This is a genomic window from Alteromonas sp. M12 (genome assembly GCF_037478005.1).
GTDB classification, from domain to species: Bacteria; Pseudomonadota; Gammaproteobacteria; order Enterobacterales; family Alteromonadaceae; genus Aliiglaciecola; species Aliiglaciecola lipolytica_A.
The window spans coordinates 4,262,037-4,284,142 of the sequence record NZ_CP144164.1; the positions used below are offsets into that span (position 1 = coordinate 4,262,037).

Sequence of the window (22,106 nt, forward strand, 5' to 3'; positions counted from 1 at the left end):
TTCCGCAAGTACATTCGCTTTTTCGGCGATGAATCCGTTTCAGTGTTTAGTCTTAAAATAAGAGCCATACTATTCCAAGACCAGTCACTCATTTAGCTGCCAGTTTCTCCAAACTAAGGCTGCATGGTCTGCATACTTAGTTTGTGCTACAACAACTGAAATAGTTGTTTAGGATGTTATTAGCGTTGTTTAGGATGTCATTAGCAACAATGCCTGCCTTAATAACCGCTTATTTACCAATTGGAGAATGAACTTAGCCAGCTTGAATCCCTGTCGCTTAACTGACTAAGTCGCAATCCAGTCTCCTTGCCAATCTTTATAAACCGGGGTATATCCGTTGTTTTTTATAGTCTCGGCAACTTCCCTTACCGAGCGTTCATCGCTGATATCAAACTGTTCTAATTGATCCGCTGGTTTCCCATAACCACCGGGCGCAGTAGAACTACCGGCACTCATATGGGTAATGCCCAGTGGCATGAGATTATTTCGAAATTGCTTTGTTTCACGGGTGGATAAGCTGATTTCTAAAGTTTCACTGAATAATCTAAATGCACAGACTAATTGAACTAGTCCTGTGTCGGATATTGGCATTTTAGCCTCAATTCCCCCCGTACAAGGTCGTAACCGTGGCAATGAAATACTATATTTACTGCGCCAATAGCGGTTTTCTAGATAGGCTAGATGATGCCCCATTAGTAGTGCGTCGACACGCCAGTCGTCTAAGCCTAACAACACCCCTAAGCCAATTTTATCCACATTCCCCTGAGCGACTCTATCCGGACTGTCTAAACGGTACAAAAAATCCGACTTTTTGCCTCGAGTATGATGTTTTGCGTAGGTAACGGGGTGATAGGTTTCTTGGTACAGCAAGACTCCATCTAATCCTAGGCCAACTAGTTGTTTGTATTGCTCGGTTTGCAAAGGTTGCACTTCTATTGAGACATGGCTGAATTGACTTTTACATTGAGGTAATACCTGCGCGAAATAGTCTATGCCTACTTTACTTTCATGTTCTCCTGTAACCAACAATAGAGAATCGAAACCGCGATCTTTAAGAATATTGATTTCTTGCGCTATCTCTTGGGTAGATAACACTTTTCGTTTGATTTTATTGCTTAGGGTAAAACCACAGTAATCGCATTCATTTGCACACAAGTTAGACAGATACATGGGCGCAAACAGCTGAATATTATGACCAAAGCGTTGTAAGGTAATTGCTTTGGCTTGCTGCGCCATTTGTTCCAGATAGGGAGTGGCTGCTGGCGACAATAACACCATTAAAGCATGAAGATTTCCCCTTGGATGTTGCAATGCTCGCTCAACATCTCTGGTGGTGGCGCTATGTAACGCCAGTTGTAAGGCGGTTAAATCTAATTGTTTATATATATCAACAAAGCTCATTTAAAAACCCCGTTAATGGACTGGTGTGGCTGGCTTGGTTCGAAACCCGTGCTAACCCCGCATGATAAGTTTTGCGTCCAGTGATAACGGCGTGACGAAAACACTGTGCGATAGTGACAGGTTGTTGGCTTGAAGCAATCGCGGTATTAACTAATACGGCATCGGCGCCCATTTCCATTGCCGCAGTGGCATCTGAAGGACTACCTAGGCCTGCATCGATGACTACAGGTACTTTAGCTTGTTCAATAATGATCTGTAAGAATGCTTTGGTCAGTAAACCTTGATTACTACCAATGGGACTTGCTAGTGGCATTACAGCTGCACAACCAACTTCCTCTAGACGCCGACACAACACGGGGTCTGCGTGTACGTAAGGCATCACAACAAACCCCTGTTTCACCAAGGTTTCTGCGGCTTTTAGGGTTTCTATGGGATCGGGCATTAAATATTTGGGATCTGGGTGAATTTCCAATTTTATCCAGTGGGTGTGTAACACCTCACGGGCAAGTTGAGCGGCGAAAATAGCTTCTTGTGCATTTCGGGCCCCTGATGTATTGGGTAATAACTTCACTCCCATCTTTGTTAAGGGTTCTATTAGATTGTCGGTGCCATGTTTTAAATCAATACGTTTCATCGCCAGAGTGACTAACTCTGTTCCTGATGCGTGCAATGCATCTAACATCACCTGACTACTGGAAAATTTTCCGGTGCCACTAAATAAACGCGAAGAAAAACGCTGTCCTGCTATTGTTAACATTCCTCAACCTCCCGCCACAGCGCTAAATATTTCAATGTGATCATTTTCATGACAGATAGTTATCTGCCACAGGCTTTGCGGCACCAAATGTTGATTGTGAACTGCCGCAATGTTGTCTAATTTAGCAGCAAGTGATGGCATACCAAGCTCTAAAACCTGTTGTAAATTACTATTTTTTTCGACCTGTAAAGGGCGTTCATTTAGATAAAGGGTGATCATAAGGTTACCTCGCATTGAGTGGTTTGAAGCGGCGGGGAAAGTTGATTTTGTGGGCGCTTCGGCCAATGTCCACAGGTTTTGCAATGTGGATCTCGGTGACGAATTAGCTGACGCCAGCTTAGTTGTAAGCCATCAAAAATGTGCATATATTTAAGCTCTGTATCAAGCTTTAACATATGTTTGATAGTCGCCAGCGCCTGCATACTGGCCATGATGCCAACGCTAGGACCAAGTACCCCTAAATTAGCACAGCCTTGGGTGCTTGAATTGCTGGTGAAAAAGCAGTTGTAACAGCCTCTTTGAGGGGCGACTTGGCCATCAATCACCAATAGTTGACCGGAAAAAACTGCTACTGATGCGCTAATCAACGGGATAAAGTGAGCTGCACACCAAGCATTAATTAATTGCCGCGTGGGCATGTTGTCTGAACAATCAAGTATGCTTAACTGACCAGTTCGGTGGGCTTGTTGCAGGTCAACATTGTTATGCAATAAATGCTGAGCAAAGGTTTGGGTAAACTTTTGACAGTAATAACGTACTTGTGTATCACGATTCATTGCGGTGATTTTTTCAGCCGCACAAATGACTTTATGTGTGCCAATGGAGCTCGCATCAAACAGAATTTGTCTAGGCAGGTTCGACAATTCAACCACATCGTCATCAATGAGGTAAAGATGCCCGATTCCCGCAGCACTTAATTGCTGACTGACATGACAGCCTAGTCCCCCCATACCCACCACGATAACATGTTGATTGAGCAAATTCTGCTGGCCATGCTCGCCAACTTGAGACAATAATATTTGTCGGTAATATTGAATAAACTGATTGTCGCTCAAGGTATCAGTCGTATCTTTGTTTGTGCTGACGTTTATGTTTTTGTTTGTCATCACATTGCCTGCCATATTTGTTGCAGTTTTTGCCAGCTTTTTCCTGGCTCACTTGCTTTTTCGATGGCGCGCACAACGGCGACGTCGGCCACTTGAGTTTGTTTTAATGCACGAAGGTTAGTGTGATCTATGCCACCAATGGCGACAAGGGGCATGCGATCACCCATCAAGGTGCAATACTTTTCAAGTTTATTCAGTCCTTGAGGTTGAGAAGGCATTGATTTGGTTGGCGTGCTAAAGATATGGCCGATGGCCAAATAACTGGGCGACATTTGTTGCGCCAGCAACAATTCAAAATATCCATGGGAGGACAATCCCAATGCTAAACCGGCCTCTGCGATTTGCGACAAGTCTGCTTGCAATAAATCTTCTTGGCCCAAATGCACGCCAAATGCCCCATGTTTAATCGCCAATTGCCAATGGTCATTAATAAATACCTGCGCTTGATATTGCCGACCTAACGCAACTGCCGCTTGTATGGCCTGTTCAAGTTGCTGTTCAGAGTAAACAACACTAGATGAGTTTTTCAAACGTAATTGCACGGTCCGTGCCCCGCCTTTTAATACGTCTTTGAGTATATTTATGGACTGGGTCACTGGATAGACCTGCAAGGGCTGCTGGACGTTGGCAAAACTAAGCTCATTGGCTTGGTTTATGTTTGGATATTTAGGCACAATGATCTTGGCAAAGTGCTCCAGATTTTGCGGCCAGCCTTTACGCGCTAAAACTCCCGGTCCTTTGCCTACCGGGTATGCATAGGTTAGTCCTTGATGCACATATGCTTTGGCAACCACAATCGCATCTAATAATGGATAGCCAACGGCCATGGCCGTGGCTATGGCGCTGGATAAGGTACAGCCGGTGCCGTGATTATGTTGGGTTACGACACGAGGGCTACTAAAGCCAATTCGCTGATGTTGGTGCTCAGGTGAGGTAAATGGAATCGCTTTAGCCGCTAACCAATCAATTGCACTGCCGTGATCTAAAGCGCTACTGTACAAAGCACTTTCTTTTGTTGCGCTGATTGCTAAAGCGGCGTTATGTGACTCACTATTTCGAACGTCTCCACCGGTGTACAGTATGTTACAGCCAAGAAAGTTGGCGAGATTGTCGAGATTTGTTAGTTCCTCCTGTTGAGCGTGATTAGGTAACTGGCTTAGTTCCAGTAATACGCCTAACTCATATCGATTAGGGGTTATCAGAGTAACGTATTTTGCCAGTTGCAAATAAGCGGAGTACGAACTTGGTTGCTTATACCTTGATAAAGTTTGACCGCTAGTAGATACCATCACAGGATCCCAAATCACTGGAATTTGCAAATTATTGGTTTGTTCATAGGATGCCAACTTGCTGGCAAGCCATTCACTGATACATCGAATTTGCTCAGCGTTGGCTAACATACCAATCTTAATTGCCGCCGGAGGAATATCTTCCAATAAGCAATCCAGTTGCTTTATGAGCATGGCTGTTTGGGTAGCGGTGATCCCTTGAACTTGTTGTGAGTTTTGAGCGGTGATGGCACTCACAACTGTGCATGCATGCCCTCCCAAGTCGTTAATGGTTAGACTATCAGCCTGAATGCCAGCGCCACCGCCACTATCTGAGCCAGCAATAGACCAAACAATGGGGCGAGTAGCAGACTGCAACTTATTCGAGTCGATGTTCGTGCTTACATTGCTCGTGCTTACATAAACACCCATGATTTATTCAGACTCCCGAACGGTTTGTTCATTGATGGGGGTATAGACCTGAGCACCTTGGGCTTTAAATTCTTTCGATTTTTGAAGCATTGCAGATGCTATTTCCTGCGGACTCAATCCAGCTTTGCTCAATTGCAAACGTGAGGCATCTTGCTCTATCTGAACTTGTTGTTTGGCGGCATATTCGCGCACGTCTTGAGTAATTTTCATGGAGCAGAATTTAGGCCCGCACATGGAACAAAAATGTGCCACCTTGGCAGACTCTTGGGGTAAGCTTTCGTCGTGATAACGTCTTGCAGTATCGGGATCTAAACCAAGGTTGTATTGGTCTTCCCAACGGAATTCGAAACGAGCTTTCGATAGCGCATTGTCGCGGATCTGTGCGCCTAAGTGGCCCTTGGCCACATCAGCCGCATGAGCAGCAATTTTATAGGCAATCAAACCCTGTTTAACATCTTCCTTATTGGGTAACCCTAAATGCTCTTTAGGAGTGACATAACACAACATGGCTACCCCATACCAACCTATCATCGCTGCGCCAATTCCAGAGGTAAAGTGATCGTAGCCTGGAGCTATGTCGGTTGTTTGCGGGCCAAGGGTATAAAAAGGCGCTTCGCTACAAATTTGCAATTGTTTGTCCATGTTCTCTTTGATCAATTGCATTGGAATGTGGCCTGGGCCTTCAACTATGGTTTGCACGTCATATTGCCAAGCTATTTTGACTAACTCTCCCAAGGTTTCTAACTCGGAAAATTGTGCTTCATCGTTAGCATCGGCGATACACCCAGGGCGCATACCATCGCCTAATGACAGAGAGACATCATAGGCGGCGCATATTTCGCAGATTTCCTGAAAATGCTCATATAAAAAGCTTTCTTGGTGATGGAATAAACACCATTTCGCCATAATCGAACCGCCCCGTGACACTATGCCCGTCAAGCGCTTCGCGGTCATTGGTACGTAACGCAGCAATACCCCAGCGTGGATAGTAAAGTAGTCTACTCCTTGCTCAGCCTGTTCTATCAATGTGTCACGGAAGACTTCCCATGTGAGGTCTTCGGCCACGCCATTTACTTTTTCCAGCGCTTGGTAAATAGGAACTGTGCCAATAGGGACAGGGGAATTACGAATAATCCATTCACGGGTTTCGTGGATATAGCGTCCCGTGGATAAGTCCATTACTGTGTCAGCTCCCCAGCGTGTTGACCAAACTAATTTTTCAACTTCTTCTTCGATGGAAGAAGTAACCGCAGAGTTTCCAATATTGGCATTCACTTTAACTAAAAAATTACGTCCAATGATCATAGGTTCGGATTCAGGATGGTTAATATTGGCTGGGATAATGGCACGTCCTCGTGCTACTTCTTGGCGCACAAATTCTGCGGTGATAGGTTGTCCCACTAGAGCACCGAAGGCATTACCTTGGGCTTTTTGACGCAAAACAGGGTCTGTTACATCTTCTCTGGCCATATTTTCACGGATTGCAATATATTCCATTTCTGGAGTAATGATTCCCGCTTTGGCATAGTGCATTTGAGTTACACGTTTGCCAGATTTGGCTTTTAATGGTTTCACTGAGCGGTTGAACCTCAAGTGCTCGAAACCATCGTCGGCGATGCGCTCTTGACTGAACTCAGAGCTGACTTGCTTTAACTGTTCAACGTCTTGCCGTTGCAGGATCCAGTCGCGACGCAGTTTGTTTAAACCTTGGTGTAAATTGATTTGAGCCTTAGGATCCGAATAGGGTCCTGTGCAGTCATACACCAGAATATCCGGATTTTGTTGGGTGATAGGGGCCTCTTTACTGCCACCTAAAATCGTATCTGTTTGTGTTATTGCGCGCATACCCACACGAATATCGTGTTGCTTGCCTGATAAATATATTTTGTTCGAATTGGGGTAGGAAAAAGGTGTAAAGTTATCTATAAATTGTTTCGCATTAGCGCGAGCTTGACGACGATTTGACATTAGCAATCTCTCATATTGTTAAAAAATGAAGTTGCTTGTCTGGAGAGGTTTGGTGTTGAAAAGCGCCAATTATCTTAATAAGGGCAGATTGCGTCTAACAACCTAGAATAGCCCCCAAATTGGCAAAATAAGCGGTAAGATTAAGCCGCAATAAAAGCGCCTTAATGGTTACAGCGTTACGCTTGTTTCCTTCGCGGGTACTAGCCCGATCAGGTTCAACGGATCCCGAATAAACGGTCTCAGCCCACACAACTTAGTCAACTAAATCGTGCTAGCACTCCGACAAGAGTGCAGTAATATAAACACATTCATTTGATTTAACAAGTAGAACCAGTGAGCAATAAACTTCCCTCCCAAAAACAACGGCGAAGTTAGGGTTACGCTGTGTGAGCCGTCCTAAATACTGTTGACACTTTTCAAATTGGTTTGGGACAGTGCAATGAAATTTCCGTTAAAACTACTCGAGGTGACTATTTCCGCGGTTTTAAATTGGCGGTTGTCGACCAAATGGGAAAGGCGAATTATTACTCTACAAACCACAAAATCTCGAGCAAGCAAAGGTTATGCTGGCTGAACTTGTTGAGACATAGCATAGTCGACGACGACACTTGGCCGTTAAATACAAAACGCCCGATGAAATTCACCGGGCGTTTCAAATGAAATAAGAATCAACCTATTTCAGGACTAGTCACTTAATTATACAATTATTGAGGCGTTCTCAATACCATCAAACGTAGCTCTGTCATGTCTTCAATAGCAAAGCGAATACCTTCACGACCTAATCCAGACTCTTTAACACCACCATATGGCATGTTGTCTACTCGCCAGCTTGGAACATCACCAATTACGACACCACCAACATCTAACACATCCCATGCTTTATGCGCTTTATAGATATCTCGCGTGAAAACACCCGCTTGCAGGCCAAATTGGCTATTGTTAATTTCTTCTAGAGCATCGTCATAATCACTAAAAGGAGCGATAATTGATACTGGGCCAAAGGCCTCATCAGCGCTAATGCTGGCATCGCTTGGTACGTTTTCTAACACAGTTGCCTGCAGCATAGCTCCGTCACGTTTGCCACCACATAATACACTAGCACCTTTAGATTTGGCTTCGGCAATCCAGTCATCAAGACGAGTTGCTTCAGATTCTGAAATCATAGGGCCGATAAATGTATCTTCACTTAGCGGATCGCCATGCACCAAATTCGCGACTTTTTCGACGTAACGCTTTTTAAAATCAGCATAAATAGATTCATGCACTAATACTCGCTGCACACTAATACAACTTTGACCAGACTGGTAATAAGCTCCAAATACAATGCGTTCAATGGCATCATCTAAATCAGTATCATGATCAACAATACAACCAGCGTTACCACCTAGTTCAAGTATTACCGGCTTCTTGCCTGCGCGAGCTTTAAGATCCCAACCCACATCAGGAGAACCGGTGAAACTAAGTAACTTAAATCTGTCATCGGTTGTAAACAGATCAGCTCCGTCACGACTACAAGGCAAGATTGAAAACGCACCTTCTGGCAAATCAGTTTCAGCCAAGATTTCGCCAATAATCAATGCACCTAATGGCGTGCGACTTGCTGGTTTCAACACAAAAGCACAACCAACAGCCAATGCAGGAGCAACTTTGTGAGCCGCTAAATTCAACGGAAAGTTAAACGGGGAAATAAATGAACATGGACCAATCGGAACTTTTTTATACATCCCCTGATAGCCTTTGGCGCGAGGGGTAATTTCCAAATTCATCACTTCGCCACTGATTCTGACGGATTCTTCAGCCGCAATACGGAAAGTATCAATTAAGCGCGTCACTTCGCCTCGAGCATCTTTAATTGGCTTACCGGCTTCAATACACAAAGCATATGCCAGCTCTTCAAAGCGCTCTTCAAAACGTTTTATACAGTGATTTAATATCGCTTGACGCTCGTATGGCTTCATTGCCGTTAACGCAGCTTGGCTTTTATCTGCAGCTTCAATTGCTTGGTCAATCACATCAGCTTTGGCCATTGCCACTGTAGTAGCAGCTTCGCCTGTGTACTTGTTAGTTACAACTAAATCTTGATTGGCATAAACGGCTTTATTCGCTAAATAATAAGGATAAGCTTTTTGTAACATGGTTGTTCCTATAGTTTTTGGCTAAGTTCGCGAATGGTTTTATTTAATGTTTGGTCATTCAAAGAATAGTCAACAGGCACATCAATTAGATGTACAGCTGGCTCAGCTAAACAAGCCTGTACTCTTGGTAACAATTCTTCGGCTGAATCAATCCGCCAGCCTTTGGCACCATAGCTTTGAGCGTATTTAACAAAATCGGGATTACCGTAATCCAAACCAAAATTATCAAACTCCATATGCGCTTGTTTCCATTTGATCATTCCATACGCATCGTCACGTAGAATAATCACCACTATATGCAATTTAAGGCGCACTGCGGTTTCCATTTCTTGACTATTCATCATGAAACCACCATCACCACACACGGTAATAACCGATTTATCGGGGTTTACAATCTTAGCCGCCATAGCTGACGGCAGCCCTGCCCCCATTGTTGCCAAAGCATTATCAAGCAACAATGTATTGGGTAGATAAGCAGGATAGTTCCTAGCAAACCAAATTTTATATACGCCGTTATCGAGGGTCACTATGCCGTCTTTTGGCATTGCGGTACGAATATCTCGTACAAAACGTTCCGGCAATATAGGGAAACGGTCATCATCTTCTGACACTTTACGATGAGCAATGTATGCATCATGAACATCGCTATAAAAATCAAGTTTCCAATTATTGGATGGCGTAATTTTTTGTTTAATTTGCCAAATGCTATTGGCAATATCACCGACCACTTCCAATTGAGGGAAATACACAGGATCAACCGCAGCGGAGGCGAAATTAATATGAATGACTTTTTTGCCATCATTACCCATGAAAAATGGCGGCTTCTCTACCACGTCATGACCGACGTTAATGATCAAATCAGCGCGTGAAATCACTCGGTGTACAAAGTCACCATCGGATAATGCGGTATTGCCCATGAACAATTTACCGCTTTCATCTAAAACCCCTTTCCCCATCTGTGTGGTGATGTAAGGAATACCGGTTTTTTCAACAAACTCTTTGAGCATCTTAGCGGTGAGTTTACGGTTTGCAGCAGCACCAATGAGTAAAACCGGTGACTTAGCTGTCTCTATCATGTTAACCGCACCGTCAATCGACTTATCTTCAGCGATGGGACGTCTTACGGCGCTAGCTTTGATTAATTTTGCGTTGGTTTTTTCAGCGGCAATATCTTCCGGCAATTCAATGTGAACAGCACCAGGACGCTCTTCATGGGCCAATCGAAATGCTTCACGAACTATGGATGGAATGCGATCACCACTCACCACTTGGGTGGTGTATTTGGTTAAAGGACGCATCATATCAACCGCATCTATTACCTGAAAGCGACCTTGTTTACTGGTTTTAATTGGTTTTTGGCCAGTAATCATCAACATCGGCATAGCACCAAGTTGCGCATAAGCTGCTGGTGTCACTAGGTTAGTCGCACCAGGGCCAAGGGTGGATAAACACACACCGACTTTTCCAGTTAAACGGCCATATGTTGCGGCCATGAAGCCTGCACCTTGCTCATGTCTGGTAAGAATTAGTTTGATAGGTGACTTTCTTAAGGATTCTAATAAATCGAGGTTTTCTTCGCCAGGGATACCGAATACGTATTCGACCCCTTCCGCTTCTAATGCTTGTACAAATAAATCTGATGCTTTCATATTTTTCCCATTAGATTATTGGCAAGAACTACTAGTGTAAATCTTTAAAGATAGTCCATCATTCCCATCAAGCTAAATAACAGATATTTTCCAGCCATTCAGATTTAACGCTTTAAGGGTTCGAGATTGTTCAGCATAGCTGATTGATTGTCACTCGAACGACTACTCGTTATTTTGTAGTAGATCTCATTAAATGTTGGTTTTCGTAATTATTCTCAAAAACAAGATTGAGTGTACACACAGAACTGATTGAACTTAAATGTTTAAATGTGATTACTTTAATCGATTAATTATATCAAACGAAAAAAACCACAAAACAGATTGTCAGGCGAGTTACTTTGCGGTCTTAGGTGGATTAACTTTGACAGGTCCTGCACTTTTGTTTTTATCTCGATTGCCCATTAAGCCTATGTATCTAACAAATACATTGCTCAAGTACTTTTCGGAATTAAATCCTAGTCGCTTGGCCACACTAGTCACCTTTTGATCAGTGCGCATAAGCACCTTTTTCGCGTATTCCAATCGATAATGATAGACAAATGCACGAAAATTTCGTTTCAACACGAATCTGGTGGCCAATGCTAAGGCAGCGGGTTCTACTTGTGCTGCGTCTGCAACCTGTTTAATACGAAGTCCTTTGCGTTTATAGGCTTTATGCTGAATGATCGCTTTTTCCGCTTGTTTTAAAGTATGCCTGAGCTGATCCTCAGAGTAGTTCCCTTTATCCATTTGTGAATAGGCAAAAGGTGTGGGAGAGTATTTTCGGTTTTGCACCAGAAGTAATATCAAATACAAACATCCAGTCGCATTTAGCATATTCACTAAGGTTTGCCATTGCACAATGATAGGCAACAAATCAAAGGCGGCTAAGCCGATGACACAAATAGATAAAAATGCGGTAAACATTAATACATAACAGCCGTTGCTGGTAAAACGCATTTCGAAAATATCGATATCAACTACTTGATCTGATAAGTAATAATGATAAGAAGCAAGGTATTCAGCGGCGTGAACCGCAAAACTTAATGTCACGAAGGCGCTGAATAAATAGGTCGCATAGAACGGCCAATTTAGCAATATGTCACCCATCGGCGGCGACTGTAGCATCCCAATTCTGAGCTCCGTTGGTGCTAACCAAAGTGGTAACTGGCCAGCTAAAAGCAGCACTGTGGGTATAAAAAATAGGACATTATTATTGGCAAACTTTGCCAACGTAAGTTGTCGGATACTCAGTACTAAACAGGCAATGATTAACGCCGAAAAGAATGGCGAGGAGCCTACCAAAAAATTAAGTTGAGATTGATATCCTGATAACTTTAACCACTCGTCTAAAAGTAGCAATGGCCACACCAAGATGGCGGTTAAAATTAATTTGGCGTGGGGAAATTGCTCGTAACGAACCCAGACTAAAATAAGCCCAATAAACCAGCCAACTAGCATTGAGCTAATCGCGATTTGATAGAGACTCATATCACCCATTACGTATTCACCAATATGTTTCCATAGACATTGCCACTCCTTTACTTAACTCTATAACGGTCAGAAGACTGTTTTTCTTAACCTCACTCCATTGCAAAAGCTCAGATTTATCTTCCACATCTGAATCCAATAGCTTGGTTTGAAACACATTGAGTTTGCGTAATTCCTGTATGCCTTCCAACACATCGCTCCAAGGATCAAGAAATGGCTGGCGTCGATAGTTATCCAAACATGACCCTAACAGCAAATCCGTGTTTAACGCACTAAGTAATTGTTCATAATGTTGCAGATACTCTTCCATGCTGCCAACATCGGCGTTGATACCAGCCAATACGCTCTGCCATTTTTGCTGCAAAACTGCCTCTGCATGTTCTTTTAGCGGTTTAGTGTGGGCATCAGATTTTTGTCGCCAAGGACAAGTCACAAGTAGTCGCGATAAACCAAGTTGCAATAACGAATTATCTTGGTGGGTAATTAAATAATGGGGACGAGATAGATTTAGTGTTCCATCTTGTAATCCTCGTAAATAACTGACCAATGCATCATGCTGAGCTAAACGTTTACTATACATTCCGCGTTTTGAACGTAACGCTCGAATACTTTTTAACTGTTCAATCCAAGCCCACTTATTTAACCGCAAGTTAAGCGCTCTGCTGAGATCTTCTATGGCTTTGCATTGGAGCGCTTTGGAATATATGTGCACACAATCTCTGGTTAATCGCAAACCTACGTATATATCAATTAAATCAGTGACTTTTTTGGTTTGCATGTAGCGATATTCAGCTTTTTGCCAGAACGACAACGCGTAGCCTAAGCCTTTAATAAAGCCGCTTTCACAATCATCCGAATCTGATAAAGTGACACTGCTAATTTTTTGAGGTTCTGGCGCAAGAGCATTACGGGCAAGGGTAAAGCCGCGCCCTGCTTTACTTAAATTACACAATTGACTAGGTGCTAAAGTTGCCATTTTTTCTGCGATATCAAATAGCACGGCAACATCACCACTTTTCAGTTCCAACTCTATTTCACAAATGTCGGCGCTATTATCGGCAGTGCTTACTGAGCCTTTATCCAACACCAATTCTACATCAGTGCCGTCGGATAACCGCAGTAAATAGGCTTTACGTTTAAAGTCAGTGTGAAAAATCTGGATGATCTTTTCTTGTAGTTCAGCAACTGAAATATCTCGAGGCCAAATACTGGGATCAAATAATTCTAAAGAGGGAGACAATGAATCTATGGAAACATTATATTCAGGGCGCTGATGCAAACCGCCGATACTTTTGCCAGCAGTCTTAACCGTTTGTTCAATACCTTTATCACTACTTCGAACCCGTAACCCTATGCCATTCGCACTTAACAACCATTCAGGAGTATCAAAGTATTGATTAAACAAGGTAAATTCGGACGTTTCAATATTCGCTGAAAACTGTCCCAAGGTCGATAATAAGTCAGATTCGTCAATGCCATCGGGCAATAACAACTTTAATTCAATTTCTTTTTCCATTAAAACACATGTCCAATGAGAGGATAAATTAGCGGGTAATCAATGGCATAAACAATACTCCGAACAACAAACCAAGGCAATCAATCAAACCATGACTTGCCTTTGGGAATACAAGACCATACCATTTGTCTAAATTTATATTTAACATTGATGAATTATGGGCAAGCTTTCAACCACAATTTTTATTATTTTCACGTTGGCAATTAGCAACGTAAGTGCACAGCAAGAACCTAACGACAGCTCTGGTGATATTCGCTATATCACTGACGACCTATCTGCATTTATGCATACCGGTCCGACTAGGAATTACCGTATTCTAGGCTCGATTACAGCCGGTACACGTATTACGGTTTTACAAGAGAATAAAGAGACTGGATTCACCGAAGTGATCGATGATAAACAGCGCACTGGGTGGGTAGAATCTCAGTATGTTAGCAATGAGCAAAGCATTCGTGAACTCGTTCCCGGACTGCAACAGAGTGCCAAACAATCTACCTCTCAAATTGCGCAACTTAACAAATCAAATGATTTATTGAGTCAGCAGCTTTCTGATTTAACTAGCCAAAACAAGGTGTTAGTTAAAGACTTAGAAAGTCAAAAGAAAGAAACTCAGAAACTGCAAAGAGAACTAGATATGCTAGATCAAAGTGCCCAAATGAAGTGGTTCACTCGAGGCGGCATTATCGCGTTAGTGAGTATTCTGCTGGGTGTAATCATTGCCTATTTACCGAAAAAGCGTAAACGCAGTGACCAATGGATGTAATTATTTAGTATGAAAAATGCACTCCTTAAACGGAGTGCATTGATGTTTGATCCCAACGCCAATCTTCAGCGTAATATCCTTTTAGTATCGAACCGACGCTTCTTCTTCCAAAGTGGTATAAACACGTCTACATTTTGACTGTATTTACACTCTATCAATCTATACACTCGCCCGATTATTAATCGCTAATCCCTTAACGGAGGTACAGTATGCTTTTTCAAGGTAATTTGGTTACTAGTTGTCCAATTCGACAAAAGATAAGAGATTTTTATCGTATAGACGAAAATTTGGCTGTGGATCATATTCTGCCTGATGCAGAAGTATCTGTCGGAGCCCGCAGTCGGGCTTGGGAACGTGCTCGAAAAATGGTTTTGCGTATACGCCGTGAACAAGAGGGACACGGCGGTGTAGATGCGCTGCTAAATGAATATTCATTGTCGACGGCTGAAGGCGTCGTGCTGATGTGTTTAGCAGAAGCACTATTGCGGGTGCCCGATAAAAAATCACAAGATGCGTTAATCCGTGACAAACTTTCAAAAGGTGCTTGGAGTTCACACTTAGGCACCAGTGATTCGATTTTTGTGAACGCTTCTTCTTGGGGCTTGTTGCTAACGGGCAACATGGTCTCATATACCGATCATCGTAAACGCAACAGCATCGGTCTATTGAAAAAAACCCTTGGAAAAATGGGTGAGCCGGTAATTCGTAAAGCCATGAACATTGCGATGAAGGTAATGGGCAAACAGTTCGTCATGGGTGAAAACATTGATGATGCATTGAAACGGGCCGCCGAAAAAGAACAACAAGGTTATGTGTATTCATATGACATGCTTGGTGAAGGGGCGCGCACCGCTAAGGACGCTCAGGCATATTACGATGCTTATGAAGAAGCTATTCATGCAATTGGTAAAGCTGCCAACAAAAAGGGGCCTAAGCGCAGCCCGGGTATTTCAGTAAAATTATCAGCCATTCATCCTCGTTATGAATTTACCAATCGTGAAGAAGTGTTGGAGGTCATTCCTAAACTTTTAAAACAACTATGTATGTTGTGCAAAGATTATGACATTGGTTTAACGGTAGATGCAGAAGAAGCAGATCGTTTAGATATCTCGTTAGATATCATTGAAAAAGTATTTTCAGATCCAGATTTAGGTGATTGGAGCGGCTTCGGTTTAGCTGTTCAGGCATACCAGAAACGCTCTTTATATGTACTTGATTGGCTCAGAGACTTAACCTTAAAAACGGGTCGCACTATGATGGTACGACTAGTGAAGGGTGCCTATTGGGATACGGAAATAAAAAATGCCCAACAAGCTGGTTTGGAACACTTTCCGGTCTTTACTCGTAAATCATCCACAGATGTTTCATACCACGCCTGTGCAAACCGCTTGTTAGCTTACAAAGACACCATATACCCGCAATTTGCTACGCATAACGCATACACAGCTTCGGTTATTCTAGAACTGGCTGGAGACGATAAAGAAGGTTTCGAGTTCCAATGTCTTCATGGCATGGGCGATAGTTTATATGACCAAATTGTGGTTGAAGAAAAAGTACAATGTCGTGTTTACGCTCCCGTTGGTGAACATGAAGATTTGTTAGCCTATTTAGTCAGAAGACTATTGGAAAATGGGGCTAACTCATCGTTTGTAAACGCCATTGTAGATGACAGCAAACCGGTTGAAGACTTGCTCGAAGATCCGGTTGAAAAAACCCAACGATTAAAATTCAAATATAACCAGCAAATTCTTAAACCGATAGATTTATACGGTGCTGAACGGGCTAATTCGAAAGGCCTAGATTTAACCGATATCAATCATATTGCGCCGCTTAAATTAGCCCTTGATCGTTGGCAGTCAGAAAATTGTGTTGCTCAGCCAGAAGAAAATGAGACCATCCATGTGGTTCGAAATCCAGCCAAGCAAGATGAAGCTATCGGCCACTTGGTGTATGACTCACCTGAGCAAATAAAACATAAGTTGGAATTAGCCGAACGCGCTTTTCAAAAGTGGTCAAACACGCCCGTCGAAACCAGAGCAGAAATATTAAGACGCACTGCTGACGCACTTGAGCGTAACTCCGATGAATTAATGGCATTATGCTTAAAAGAAGCGGGGAAAATAGCCCAAGACGCCATCGATGAGATTCGTGAAGCCGTTGATTTTTGTCGCTATTATGCAGCAAGAGCTGAAGAGTTATCTGAAGATAATCGACTTAGCCCTCGGGGTGTAGTGCTGTGCATAAGCCCTTGGAACTTCCCGTTAGCCATTTTCTTAGGGCAAGTAGTTGCGGCTTTGGTTACAGGAAATACGGTACTCGCCAAACCTGCAGAACAAACCAGTTTGATCGCCATTCGAGCGGTGGAACTGATGGAAAACGTTGGACTTCCAAAAGGTACATTGCAAACCCTTGTGAATAAAGGTCCGGTTATTGGCGATGTGCTACTCCCTGATTCACGGATTAAAGCAGTGATATTTACCGGCTCAACGCAAACCGGTAGCTTAATCGCCAAAGAACTAGCTAACAGAGGCACTGAACAGGTGCCACTGATTGCAGAAACTGGTGGTCAAAACTGCATGATTGTTGATTCAACAGCGCTGCCAGAACAAGTTATTGATGATGTTATCGCATCTGGATTTCAAAGTGCCGGACAACGTTGTTCCGCATTGCGAGTATTATTTTTACAAGAAGACATTGCCGATACCATTATTGAAATGTTAATTGGTGCCATGCAAGAGCTAAGAGTCGGCGACCCATCCATGCTATCTCCGGATATTGGTCCTGTTATTGACCAAAAAGCGCTAAACAGTCTGCAGCAGCATGTTACTGATATGCAAGGAAAAGCGAAGTTACTTTACGACGCACCTTTGCCGGAAGATTGTAAAAACGGTTTCTATTTCACACCTAAATTATATGAAATTGATCACATCGATGTGTTAACCCGAGAAGTGTTTGGTCCTTGTGTGCACATTGTTCGCTTTAAAGAAAAAGACACCCTTAATGTCATTCAACAAATTAATGGAACAGGCTTTGGCTTAACCATGGGCGTGCACTCAAGAATTGATGAAAAGGCCATGGAATTAGGTCGCTTGTCCCGTGCAGGTAATGTGTACATCAACCGCAATATGATTGGTGCGATTGTTGGTGTTCAACCTTTTGGCGGCAGAGGACTGTCCGGCACTGGACCTAAAGCAGGTGGCCCTAATTATCTACCTAGATTGATGATCGAAAAAGCCACTCCGTTGAAGAGTGAAATCAAAGATGAATTACAAATTCAACAAGTTTTTGAAGCATCAGGGATTGATGAAAGCGGTGCGCTGAAAATAATGAATAATGCCGCAGAGGCAGAATTTGATTGGCGTTCGACTAATCTTACTTCTCGTATTTCTTGGGTTCGACAGCTACTTGCTAAGCTAGCAAGAGTCGATATTCTCGATGATTTGGCTGAAGATTTAGATCAAACTTTAGCGGTTTCTAGAGCTCAACTGATTAAAATTCAAAAAATGCTCAAAGCGCCTACTGAGTTGCCAGGACCAACAGGTGAATCCAATACCCTCTATCTAGAACCAAGAGGAGTGCTGTTATGTTATGCCGATGAGCAGGTAACATTTGAATATTGGGCATTATCTATTGTAACGGCGTTGGCTACAGGTAACGTAGTAATCGCGGTTGTTTCTGATTTGTTTTACGATGAAGCCACCGAATTCGTTAACAAATGGCGTTCAATTGGCGCACCAGAAGCGGTACTTCAGGTAGCTAAATTATCCCATTTGCAAGCGCTATTAGATGCGCCGCAACTTGCCGGTGTGGTAATAGATAGTCAAAGTCATAGCAAGGCGTATTTGGCGCAAAAATTGGCTCAGCGTGAAGGCGCTATTTTACCTGTCATCACTTCTGAGTATTCTGACAATCTTATTCAACGGTTATTAACTGAAAAAACCATTAGTATCGATACCACTGCATCTGGCGGTAACACTAAGCTAATGACCTTAGAAGAGTCAGATGATTAATTTGCTATTTGCGGCATAATTATCACAAAAAACAATGAACCCAAACCTGTGAGCCCTGTCTCACAGGTTTTCTGGGTTATTTTTACTCAGTTAATGCATTTTTAGCTTGGCTGCTATATTCACTCTAGTGACAGCCTAGTTTGTGTGATTGCACTTTCAATCGAAAATTATTATTCATACAAGGAGTTTGCACGTGTTTGTTTTCGCAAAATTATTGAAGGCCTTACATTCAGATGCCGGCCCTTGGTCCCTAGCCTTTGGCATTATGTTAGGAATGATTTTCGGTCTAACCCCACTGATTAAACTGCACAATCTGATCATTTTATTTGTGGTGTTATTTTGTCGAGTCAACCTTTCCACATTTATCCTTTCCTGGGGCGTGTTTTCAGCATTAGCGCTAATACTCGATCCGATGATGATGAACATCGGCGAAGCCATTTTAACCAGCGAAAATTTACAGAGCATATGGACGAGTTTTTATAACACTGGATTTGGCCGGCTAAGTCAGTTCTACAACACCTTGACCATGGGCAGTCTGGCGCTGAGTTTGGCATTATCACCTTTGGTACTTATTGTGAGTCGTATATTAGTCGTCAAATACCGTGAACACTTTTTAGCATGGGTCGAACAATGGCGAATATTACAAATCATCAAAGGTAGCCGTGTGTATCAAATGTATCAGCGCTTTGGAGGTTAATCATGAATAAAATTATTCGTTGGCAAGGACTGGTAGGCTTTATAGCGATAGTAGGCTTAATAAGCGCTATTTTGATTCTTTTTTTAGATACATGGATAAAACTGGCAACGACCATTGGTTTGGAAGAAGTCACAGGTGCAGAAGTGAATATCGAATCTGTATCTCACAGCTTTTCGCCATTTGGGGTTACTTTTGAAAATATACAATTAACCGATCCGAATCAACCTACTCATAACCAAATTCAAGCAGACAAACTAACCGCACAAATCGAGTTAGCGCCGCTGTTATTAAACAAAATTATCATCGACGATATGACTATCTCTGGAGTGGCTTTTAGTCAACCACGAGAAACTGAAGGTAGTGTTTATAACGTTTCACGTATTGAAGCGGGAGCCAAATCGATTGTTGATCCGCAAAATATTCCCAGTGTCGACGAAATATTAGCCCGTTCACCTTTGAAAACAGACAAAGCCATAGAAGAAGTTCAGAACTCATACGCTCTACACAGTGAAAACGTAAAAGCAAAATATGCTGAACTTCCTAGTAAAGAGAAACTTCAAGATTACAAAACTGAAATAGAGTCTCTTACCCAAACAGATTATAAAGATCCAATTAAACTTGCTGCCGCTAAAAAACAATTCGATGCCCTACGGGAAGAAATCAACCTAGATAAACAAAAGATTGAGGCCTTCAACGAGGCAGTAAAAGCTGCACAAAAAGATTTATCTCCCAAGTTAGCCGAACTGAAATCTGCTCCAGGGCAAGATTATAAGCAATTGCAAAATTTGATTGCCGGTGACCAAGGCGCAATTCAAGACGTTACTCGAATGATCCTTGGCGATAAAGCCGCCGTTTGGAGCAACTATCTATTAAGTGCATACCAAATCGCGGCGCCATTAATGGGCAATGCTCAAAGCGAACAGCAGCAACAGCGCGCCGAAGGTAAGTGGATTGAATTTGCTGATGCCGCTGAACTCCCAGACATCTGGGTTAAAAAAGCAGACATTTCCCTTACATGGCAACAAGAAACCATTGCTTCTAAGTGGTTAAACATCACCCACCAACATAACAGAATAGGCCAACCAACTACTTTTAAGATTGATTCAAGCACGAGTTCGTTATGGCAATCGTTGAAAGTAGACGGAGATTTTGAATTTTCAGATCTCGGTATGGTTGCACGTCAGGAGTGGGATCTGAAAGGCATTAAACTGCAGGAAATTGCGCTGCTAGAAGAACAAAAGCTATCAACCAAAGTTGAAAGTGCATTAATGGGCAGTAGCGGTAATTTAGCCGTTGCCAATGGCATAATGAAAGGCTCGGGTAACATTGACTTCAAGCAATTGAGCATGGCCGCAACAGGCACCAATAACCTAACAAAAGTGATCGCAGAAACCCTAACCGGCTTGAGCAACCTTAACATTAATACCAAGATTGCTGGCAGTTTCGAGCATCCCGATGTTTCCTTTAGTTCCGATTTAGATCAGCAAATTGGCAAAACCATGTTAACCAACCTGACAGCTGATCAAACCTCTAAACTAGGAGAATTGCGCACTAAACTTGATAGTAAAGCGCAAAATGTTTTAGGCGACAAAAATGCCCAATTAACTCAATGGATTGATTGGCAGAGTGTGGCGGATGGCGATTTGGGCAGCATGGAAGAAATGTTAAACGCGCAGTTTAATAACGTCCTTGAAAAACAAAAAGATAAGCTCAAAGATAAACTAAAAGATAAATTATTCGGCAACTAGTTATCATTCCATGGTGGGTTAGTGCTGGCTTTGGCTGTGGATTCTCGGCATAATATTGACATTATTGCAGTGGCGAGGGCAGACAAATATGAAATGGATCACGTTAATTCTCGTGAGTTTATGTTTATTACTGCAATATCGTCTTTGGTTCGGTAAAAACAGTATTCCCGATTATATTGAAATTAAACAGTTAGTCGAAGAACAACAAGCCAGAAATGCTGATTTAATCCAGCGCAACAATTTGCTTTTAGCCGACATTCACGACCTTAAAATAGGTGTCGATGCGATGGAAGAGCGGGCCAGAAATGAGCTAGGATTGATTAAACAAGGTGAGACATTTTACCGCATTCTGCCAGCTCAAGATTAAATGAGTTAAAGCAAAGCTGCCGACTCTAATTTATTGAAAATATAAAATTTGTTGGTTTGAAATCTACATAATAGATTTCAAACTAGTGCGAACTTAAACTGCAAACGACTTATGAATCCATGACTCAACATTTCCCCAGTTTTAGCGTAATTGTTCCTGCAGCAGGAGTCGGTAAACGCATGCAGGCAGACAAACCCAAGCAGTATTTGAAAATTGGCGATAAAACTGTGTTGGAACACACTGTTGAAAAGTTAATTACCCATCCTAGAGTCTCCCATATTGTTATCGCACTGGATCCGCAGGATCCTTATTTTGACTTGCTACCCTTAAGTCAGCAAGAATGGATAACGAGAGTGGACGGAGGTTCAGAGCGTGCAGATTCAGTGTTGGCCGGTTTACGCGCAGTCAATAATGCAGATTGGATTGCCGTTCACGATGCCGCTCGCCCTTGTGTCAGTCATGCTGATTTGGACCAACTTTTCAGTCTTTACGAGAAGAATAATGGTGGAGGCATACTCGCGAATACGGTTAAAGATACGATGAAACGTGCTCAACAAGCGCATCCAAATCGTGTCGCTAAAACCGTCGATAGAGATGGGCTATGGCATGCTTTAACACCGCAGTTTTTTGCACTTAAGCAACTTAGACAATCACTCACTGAAGCACTAGAGCAAGGTGTGACTATCACCGATGAAGCGTCGGCGATGGAATGGGCTGGATGGCCGGTTAATTTAGTTGAGGGAAGCGAACGCAATATTAAAATAACCCGTCCCAATGATTTAGCATTGGCGAGGTTTTATTTATCTCAGGAAAAATAGC

General features: G+C 42.6%; 16 protein-coding genes, 1 pseudogene and 1 riboswitch. Of the genes and pseudogenes, 7 read left to right on the forward strand and 10 right to left on the reverse strand.

The features are described from left to right. Positions 1-285: 285 nt before the first annotated feature. The 6 genes from thiH to thiC are packed head-to-tail and all read right to left on the reverse strand — an operon-like array spanning position 286 to position 6,932. A complete protein-coding gene (gene thiH / locus VUI23_RS18300; protein ID WP_303500479.1) occupies positions 286-1,401 on the reverse strand; it encodes a 2-iminoacetate synthase ThiH in 1,116 nt (371 codons plus the stop codon). Then, positions 1,388-2,158: a thiazole synthase gene (locus tag VUI23_RS18305; RefSeq protein WP_303500477.1), complete on the reverse strand. Its 771-nt coding sequence runs from the start codon at positions 2,156-2,158 to the stop codon at positions 1,388-1,390. The genes thiH and VUI23_RS18305 overlap by 14 nt, the downstream gene beginning before the upstream one ends. Before the next feature lie 3 nt (positions 2,159-2,161). Further along, positions 2,162-2,377, reverse strand: a complete 216-nt coding sequence (gene thiS / locus VUI23_RS18310; protein ID WP_342805309.1) for a sulfur carrier protein ThiS — start codon at positions 2,375-2,377, stop codon at positions 2,162-2,164. Further along, the gene (locus VUI23_RS18315) at positions 2,374-3,264 is read right to left on the reverse strand and encodes a HesA/MoeB/ThiF family protein (protein WP_342805311.1); all 891 of its coding nucleotides are present in this window, start codon (positions 3,262-3,264) and stop codon (positions 2,374-2,376) included. The genes thiS and VUI23_RS18315 overlap by 4 nt, the downstream gene beginning before the upstream one ends. Beyond that, complete coding sequence (thiE, locus tag VUI23_RS18320) at positions 3,264-4,964, reverse strand: thiamine phosphate synthase (RefSeq protein ID WP_342805313.1); 1,701 nt, start codon at positions 4,962-4,964, stop codon at positions 3,264-3,266. Before thiE ends, VUI23_RS18315 begins: the two co-directional genes overlap by 1 nt. Positions 4,965-4,967: 3 nt before the next feature. Further along, positions 4,968-6,932 carry a phosphomethylpyrimidine synthase ThiC gene (thiC, locus tag VUI23_RS18325; RefSeq protein WP_342805315.1) on the reverse strand — a complete coding sequence of 655 codons (1,965 nt, stop codon included), beginning with the start codon at positions 6,930-6,932 and terminating at the stop codon, positions 4,968-4,970. A 169-nt stretch (positions 6,933-7,101) separates the two neighbouring features. Next, positions 7,102-7,224: riboswitch (TPP riboswitch) on the reverse strand. A 214-nt stretch (positions 7,225-7,438) separates the two neighbouring features. Here thiC and VUI23_RS18330 point away from each other — a divergent pair. Beyond that, positions 7,439-7,597, forward strand: a pseudogene (locus tag VUI23_RS18330) (IS3 family transposase); the annotation flags it as partial. A 39-nt stretch (positions 7,598-7,636) separates the two neighbouring features. Here the strand turns inward: VUI23_RS18330 and VUI23_RS18335 are convergent. The 4 genes from VUI23_RS18335 to VUI23_RS18350 all read right to left on the reverse strand — a co-directional run bounded on the left by VUI23_RS18335 (position 7,637) and on the right by VUI23_RS18350 (position 13,702). Next, entirely contained in the window at positions 7,637-9,067 is a 1,431-nt protein-coding gene (locus VUI23_RS18335; protein WP_216049039.1) for an aldehyde dehydrogenase family protein, read from the reverse strand. An 8-nt stretch (positions 9,068-9,075) separates the two neighbouring features. Further along, complete coding sequence (locus tag VUI23_RS18340) at positions 9,076-10,716, reverse strand: acetolactate synthase large subunit (RefSeq protein ID WP_216049040.1); 1,641 nt, start codon at positions 10,714-10,716, stop codon at positions 9,076-9,078. A gap of 333 nt (positions 10,717-11,049) precedes the next feature. Then, a complete protein-coding gene (locus VUI23_RS18345; RefSeq protein ID WP_216049041.1) occupies positions 11,050-12,195 on the reverse strand; it encodes a helix-turn-helix domain-containing protein in 1,146 nt (381 codons plus the stop codon). Positions 12,196-12,202: 7 nt separating this feature from the next. Then, complete coding sequence (locus VUI23_RS18350) at positions 12,203-13,702, reverse strand: CYTH domain-containing protein (protein WP_342805317.1); 1,500 nt, start codon at positions 13,700-13,702, stop codon at positions 12,203-12,205. Positions 13,703-13,859: 157 nt separating this feature from the next. On the opposite strand from VUI23_RS18350, the gene VUI23_RS18355 reads away from it, so the two are divergent. From VUI23_RS18355 to ispD, 6 genes are all read left to right on the forward strand, one after another. Continuing rightward, a complete protein-coding gene (locus VUI23_RS18355) occupies positions 13,860-14,465 on the forward strand; it encodes a TIGR04211 family SH3 domain-containing protein (protein ID WP_216049043.1) in 606 nt (201 codons plus the stop codon). 209 nt (positions 14,466-14,674) lie between these two features. Then, positions 14,675-18,475 carry a bifunctional proline dehydrogenase/L-glutamate gamma-semialdehyde dehydrogenase PutA gene (gene putA / locus VUI23_RS18360; protein WP_342805319.1) on the forward strand — a complete coding sequence of 1,267 codons (3,801 nt, stop codon included), beginning with the start codon at positions 14,675-14,677 and terminating at the stop codon, positions 18,473-18,475. A gap of 193 nt (positions 18,476-18,668) precedes the next feature. Next, positions 18,669-19,172 carry a TIGR03546 family protein gene (locus VUI23_RS18365; RefSeq protein WP_216049045.1) on the forward strand — a complete coding sequence of 168 codons (504 nt, stop codon included), beginning with the start codon at positions 18,669-18,671 and terminating at the stop codon, positions 19,170-19,172. Positions 19,173-19,174: 2 nt separating this feature from the next. Further along, on the forward strand, positions 19,175-20,920 hold the full coding sequence (locus tag VUI23_RS18370; protein WP_342805321.1) for a TIGR03545 family protein: 1,746 nt from the start codon (positions 19,175-19,177) through the stop codon (positions 20,918-20,920). An 88-nt stretch (positions 20,921-21,008) separates the two neighbouring features. Further along, positions 21,009-21,287 carry a cell division protein FtsB gene (gene ftsB, locus VUI23_RS18375; protein ID WP_216049047.1) on the forward strand — a complete coding sequence of 93 codons (279 nt, stop codon included), beginning with the start codon at positions 21,009-21,011 and terminating at the stop codon, positions 21,285-21,287. A gap of 119 nt (positions 21,288-21,406) precedes the next feature. After that, complete coding sequence (gene ispD / locus VUI23_RS18380; RefSeq protein WP_216049048.1) at positions 21,407-22,105, forward strand: 2-C-methyl-D-erythritol 4-phosphate cytidylyltransferase; 699 nt, start codon at positions 21,407-21,409, stop codon at positions 22,103-22,105. Position 22,106: the final 1 nt, after the last annotated feature.

Excerpts from the sequence above, each read along its gene's own strand:
- thiH (WP_303500479.1), bottom strand. The coding sequence starts at position 1,401 with ATGAGCTTTGTTGATATATATAAACAATTAGATTTAACCGCCTTACAA.
- VUI23_RS18305 (WP_303500477.1), bottom strand. The coding sequence starts at position 2,158 with ATGTTAACAATAGCAGGACAGCGTTTTTCTTCGCGTTTATTTAGTGGC.
- thiS (WP_342805309.1), bottom strand. The coding sequence starts at position 2,377 with ATGATCACCCTTTATCTAAATGAACGCCCTTTACAGGTCGAAAAAAAT.
- VUI23_RS18315 (WP_342805311.1), bottom strand. The coding sequence starts at position 3,264 with ATGACAAACAAAAACATAAACGTCAGCACAAACAAAGATACGACTGAT.
- thiE (WP_342805313.1), bottom strand. The coding sequence starts at position 4,964 with ATGGGTGTTTATGTAAGCACGAGCAATGTAAGCACGAACATCGACTCG.
- thiC (WP_342805315.1), bottom strand. The coding sequence starts at position 6,932 with ATGTCAAATCGTCGTCAAGCTCGCGCTAATGCGAAACAATTTATAGAT.
- VUI23_RS18335 (WP_216049039.1), bottom strand. The coding sequence starts at position 9,067 with ATGTTACAAAAAGCTTATCCTTATTATTTAGCGAATAAAGCCGTTTAT.
- VUI23_RS18340 (WP_216049040.1), bottom strand. The coding sequence starts at position 10,716 with ATGAAAGCATCAGATTTATTTGTACAAGCATTAGAAGCGGAAGGGGTC.
- VUI23_RS18345 (WP_216049041.1), bottom strand. The coding sequence starts at position 12,195 with ATGGGTGATATGAGTCTCTATCAAATCGCGATTAGCTCAATGCTAGTT.
- VUI23_RS18350 (WP_342805317.1), bottom strand. The coding sequence starts at position 13,702 with ATGGAAAAAGAAATTGAATTAAAGTTGTTATTGCCCGATGGCATTGAC.
- VUI23_RS18355 (WP_216049043.1), top strand. The coding sequence starts at position 13,860 with ATGGGCAAGCTTTCAACCACAATTTTTATTATTTTCACGTTGGCAATT.
- putA (WP_342805319.1), top strand. The coding sequence starts at position 14,675 with ATGCTTTTTCAAGGTAATTTGGTTACTAGTTGTCCAATTCGACAAAAG.
- VUI23_RS18370 (WP_342805321.1), top strand. The coding sequence starts at position 19,175 with ATGAATAAAATTATTCGTTGGCAAGGACTGGTAGGCTTTATAGCGATA.
- ftsB (WP_216049047.1), top strand. The coding sequence starts at position 21,009 with ATGAAATGGATCACGTTAATTCTCGTGAGTTTATGTTTATTACTGCAA.
- ispD (WP_216049048.1), top strand. The coding sequence starts at position 21,407 with ATGACTCAACATTTCCCCAGTTTTAGCGTAATTGTTCCTGCAGCAGGA.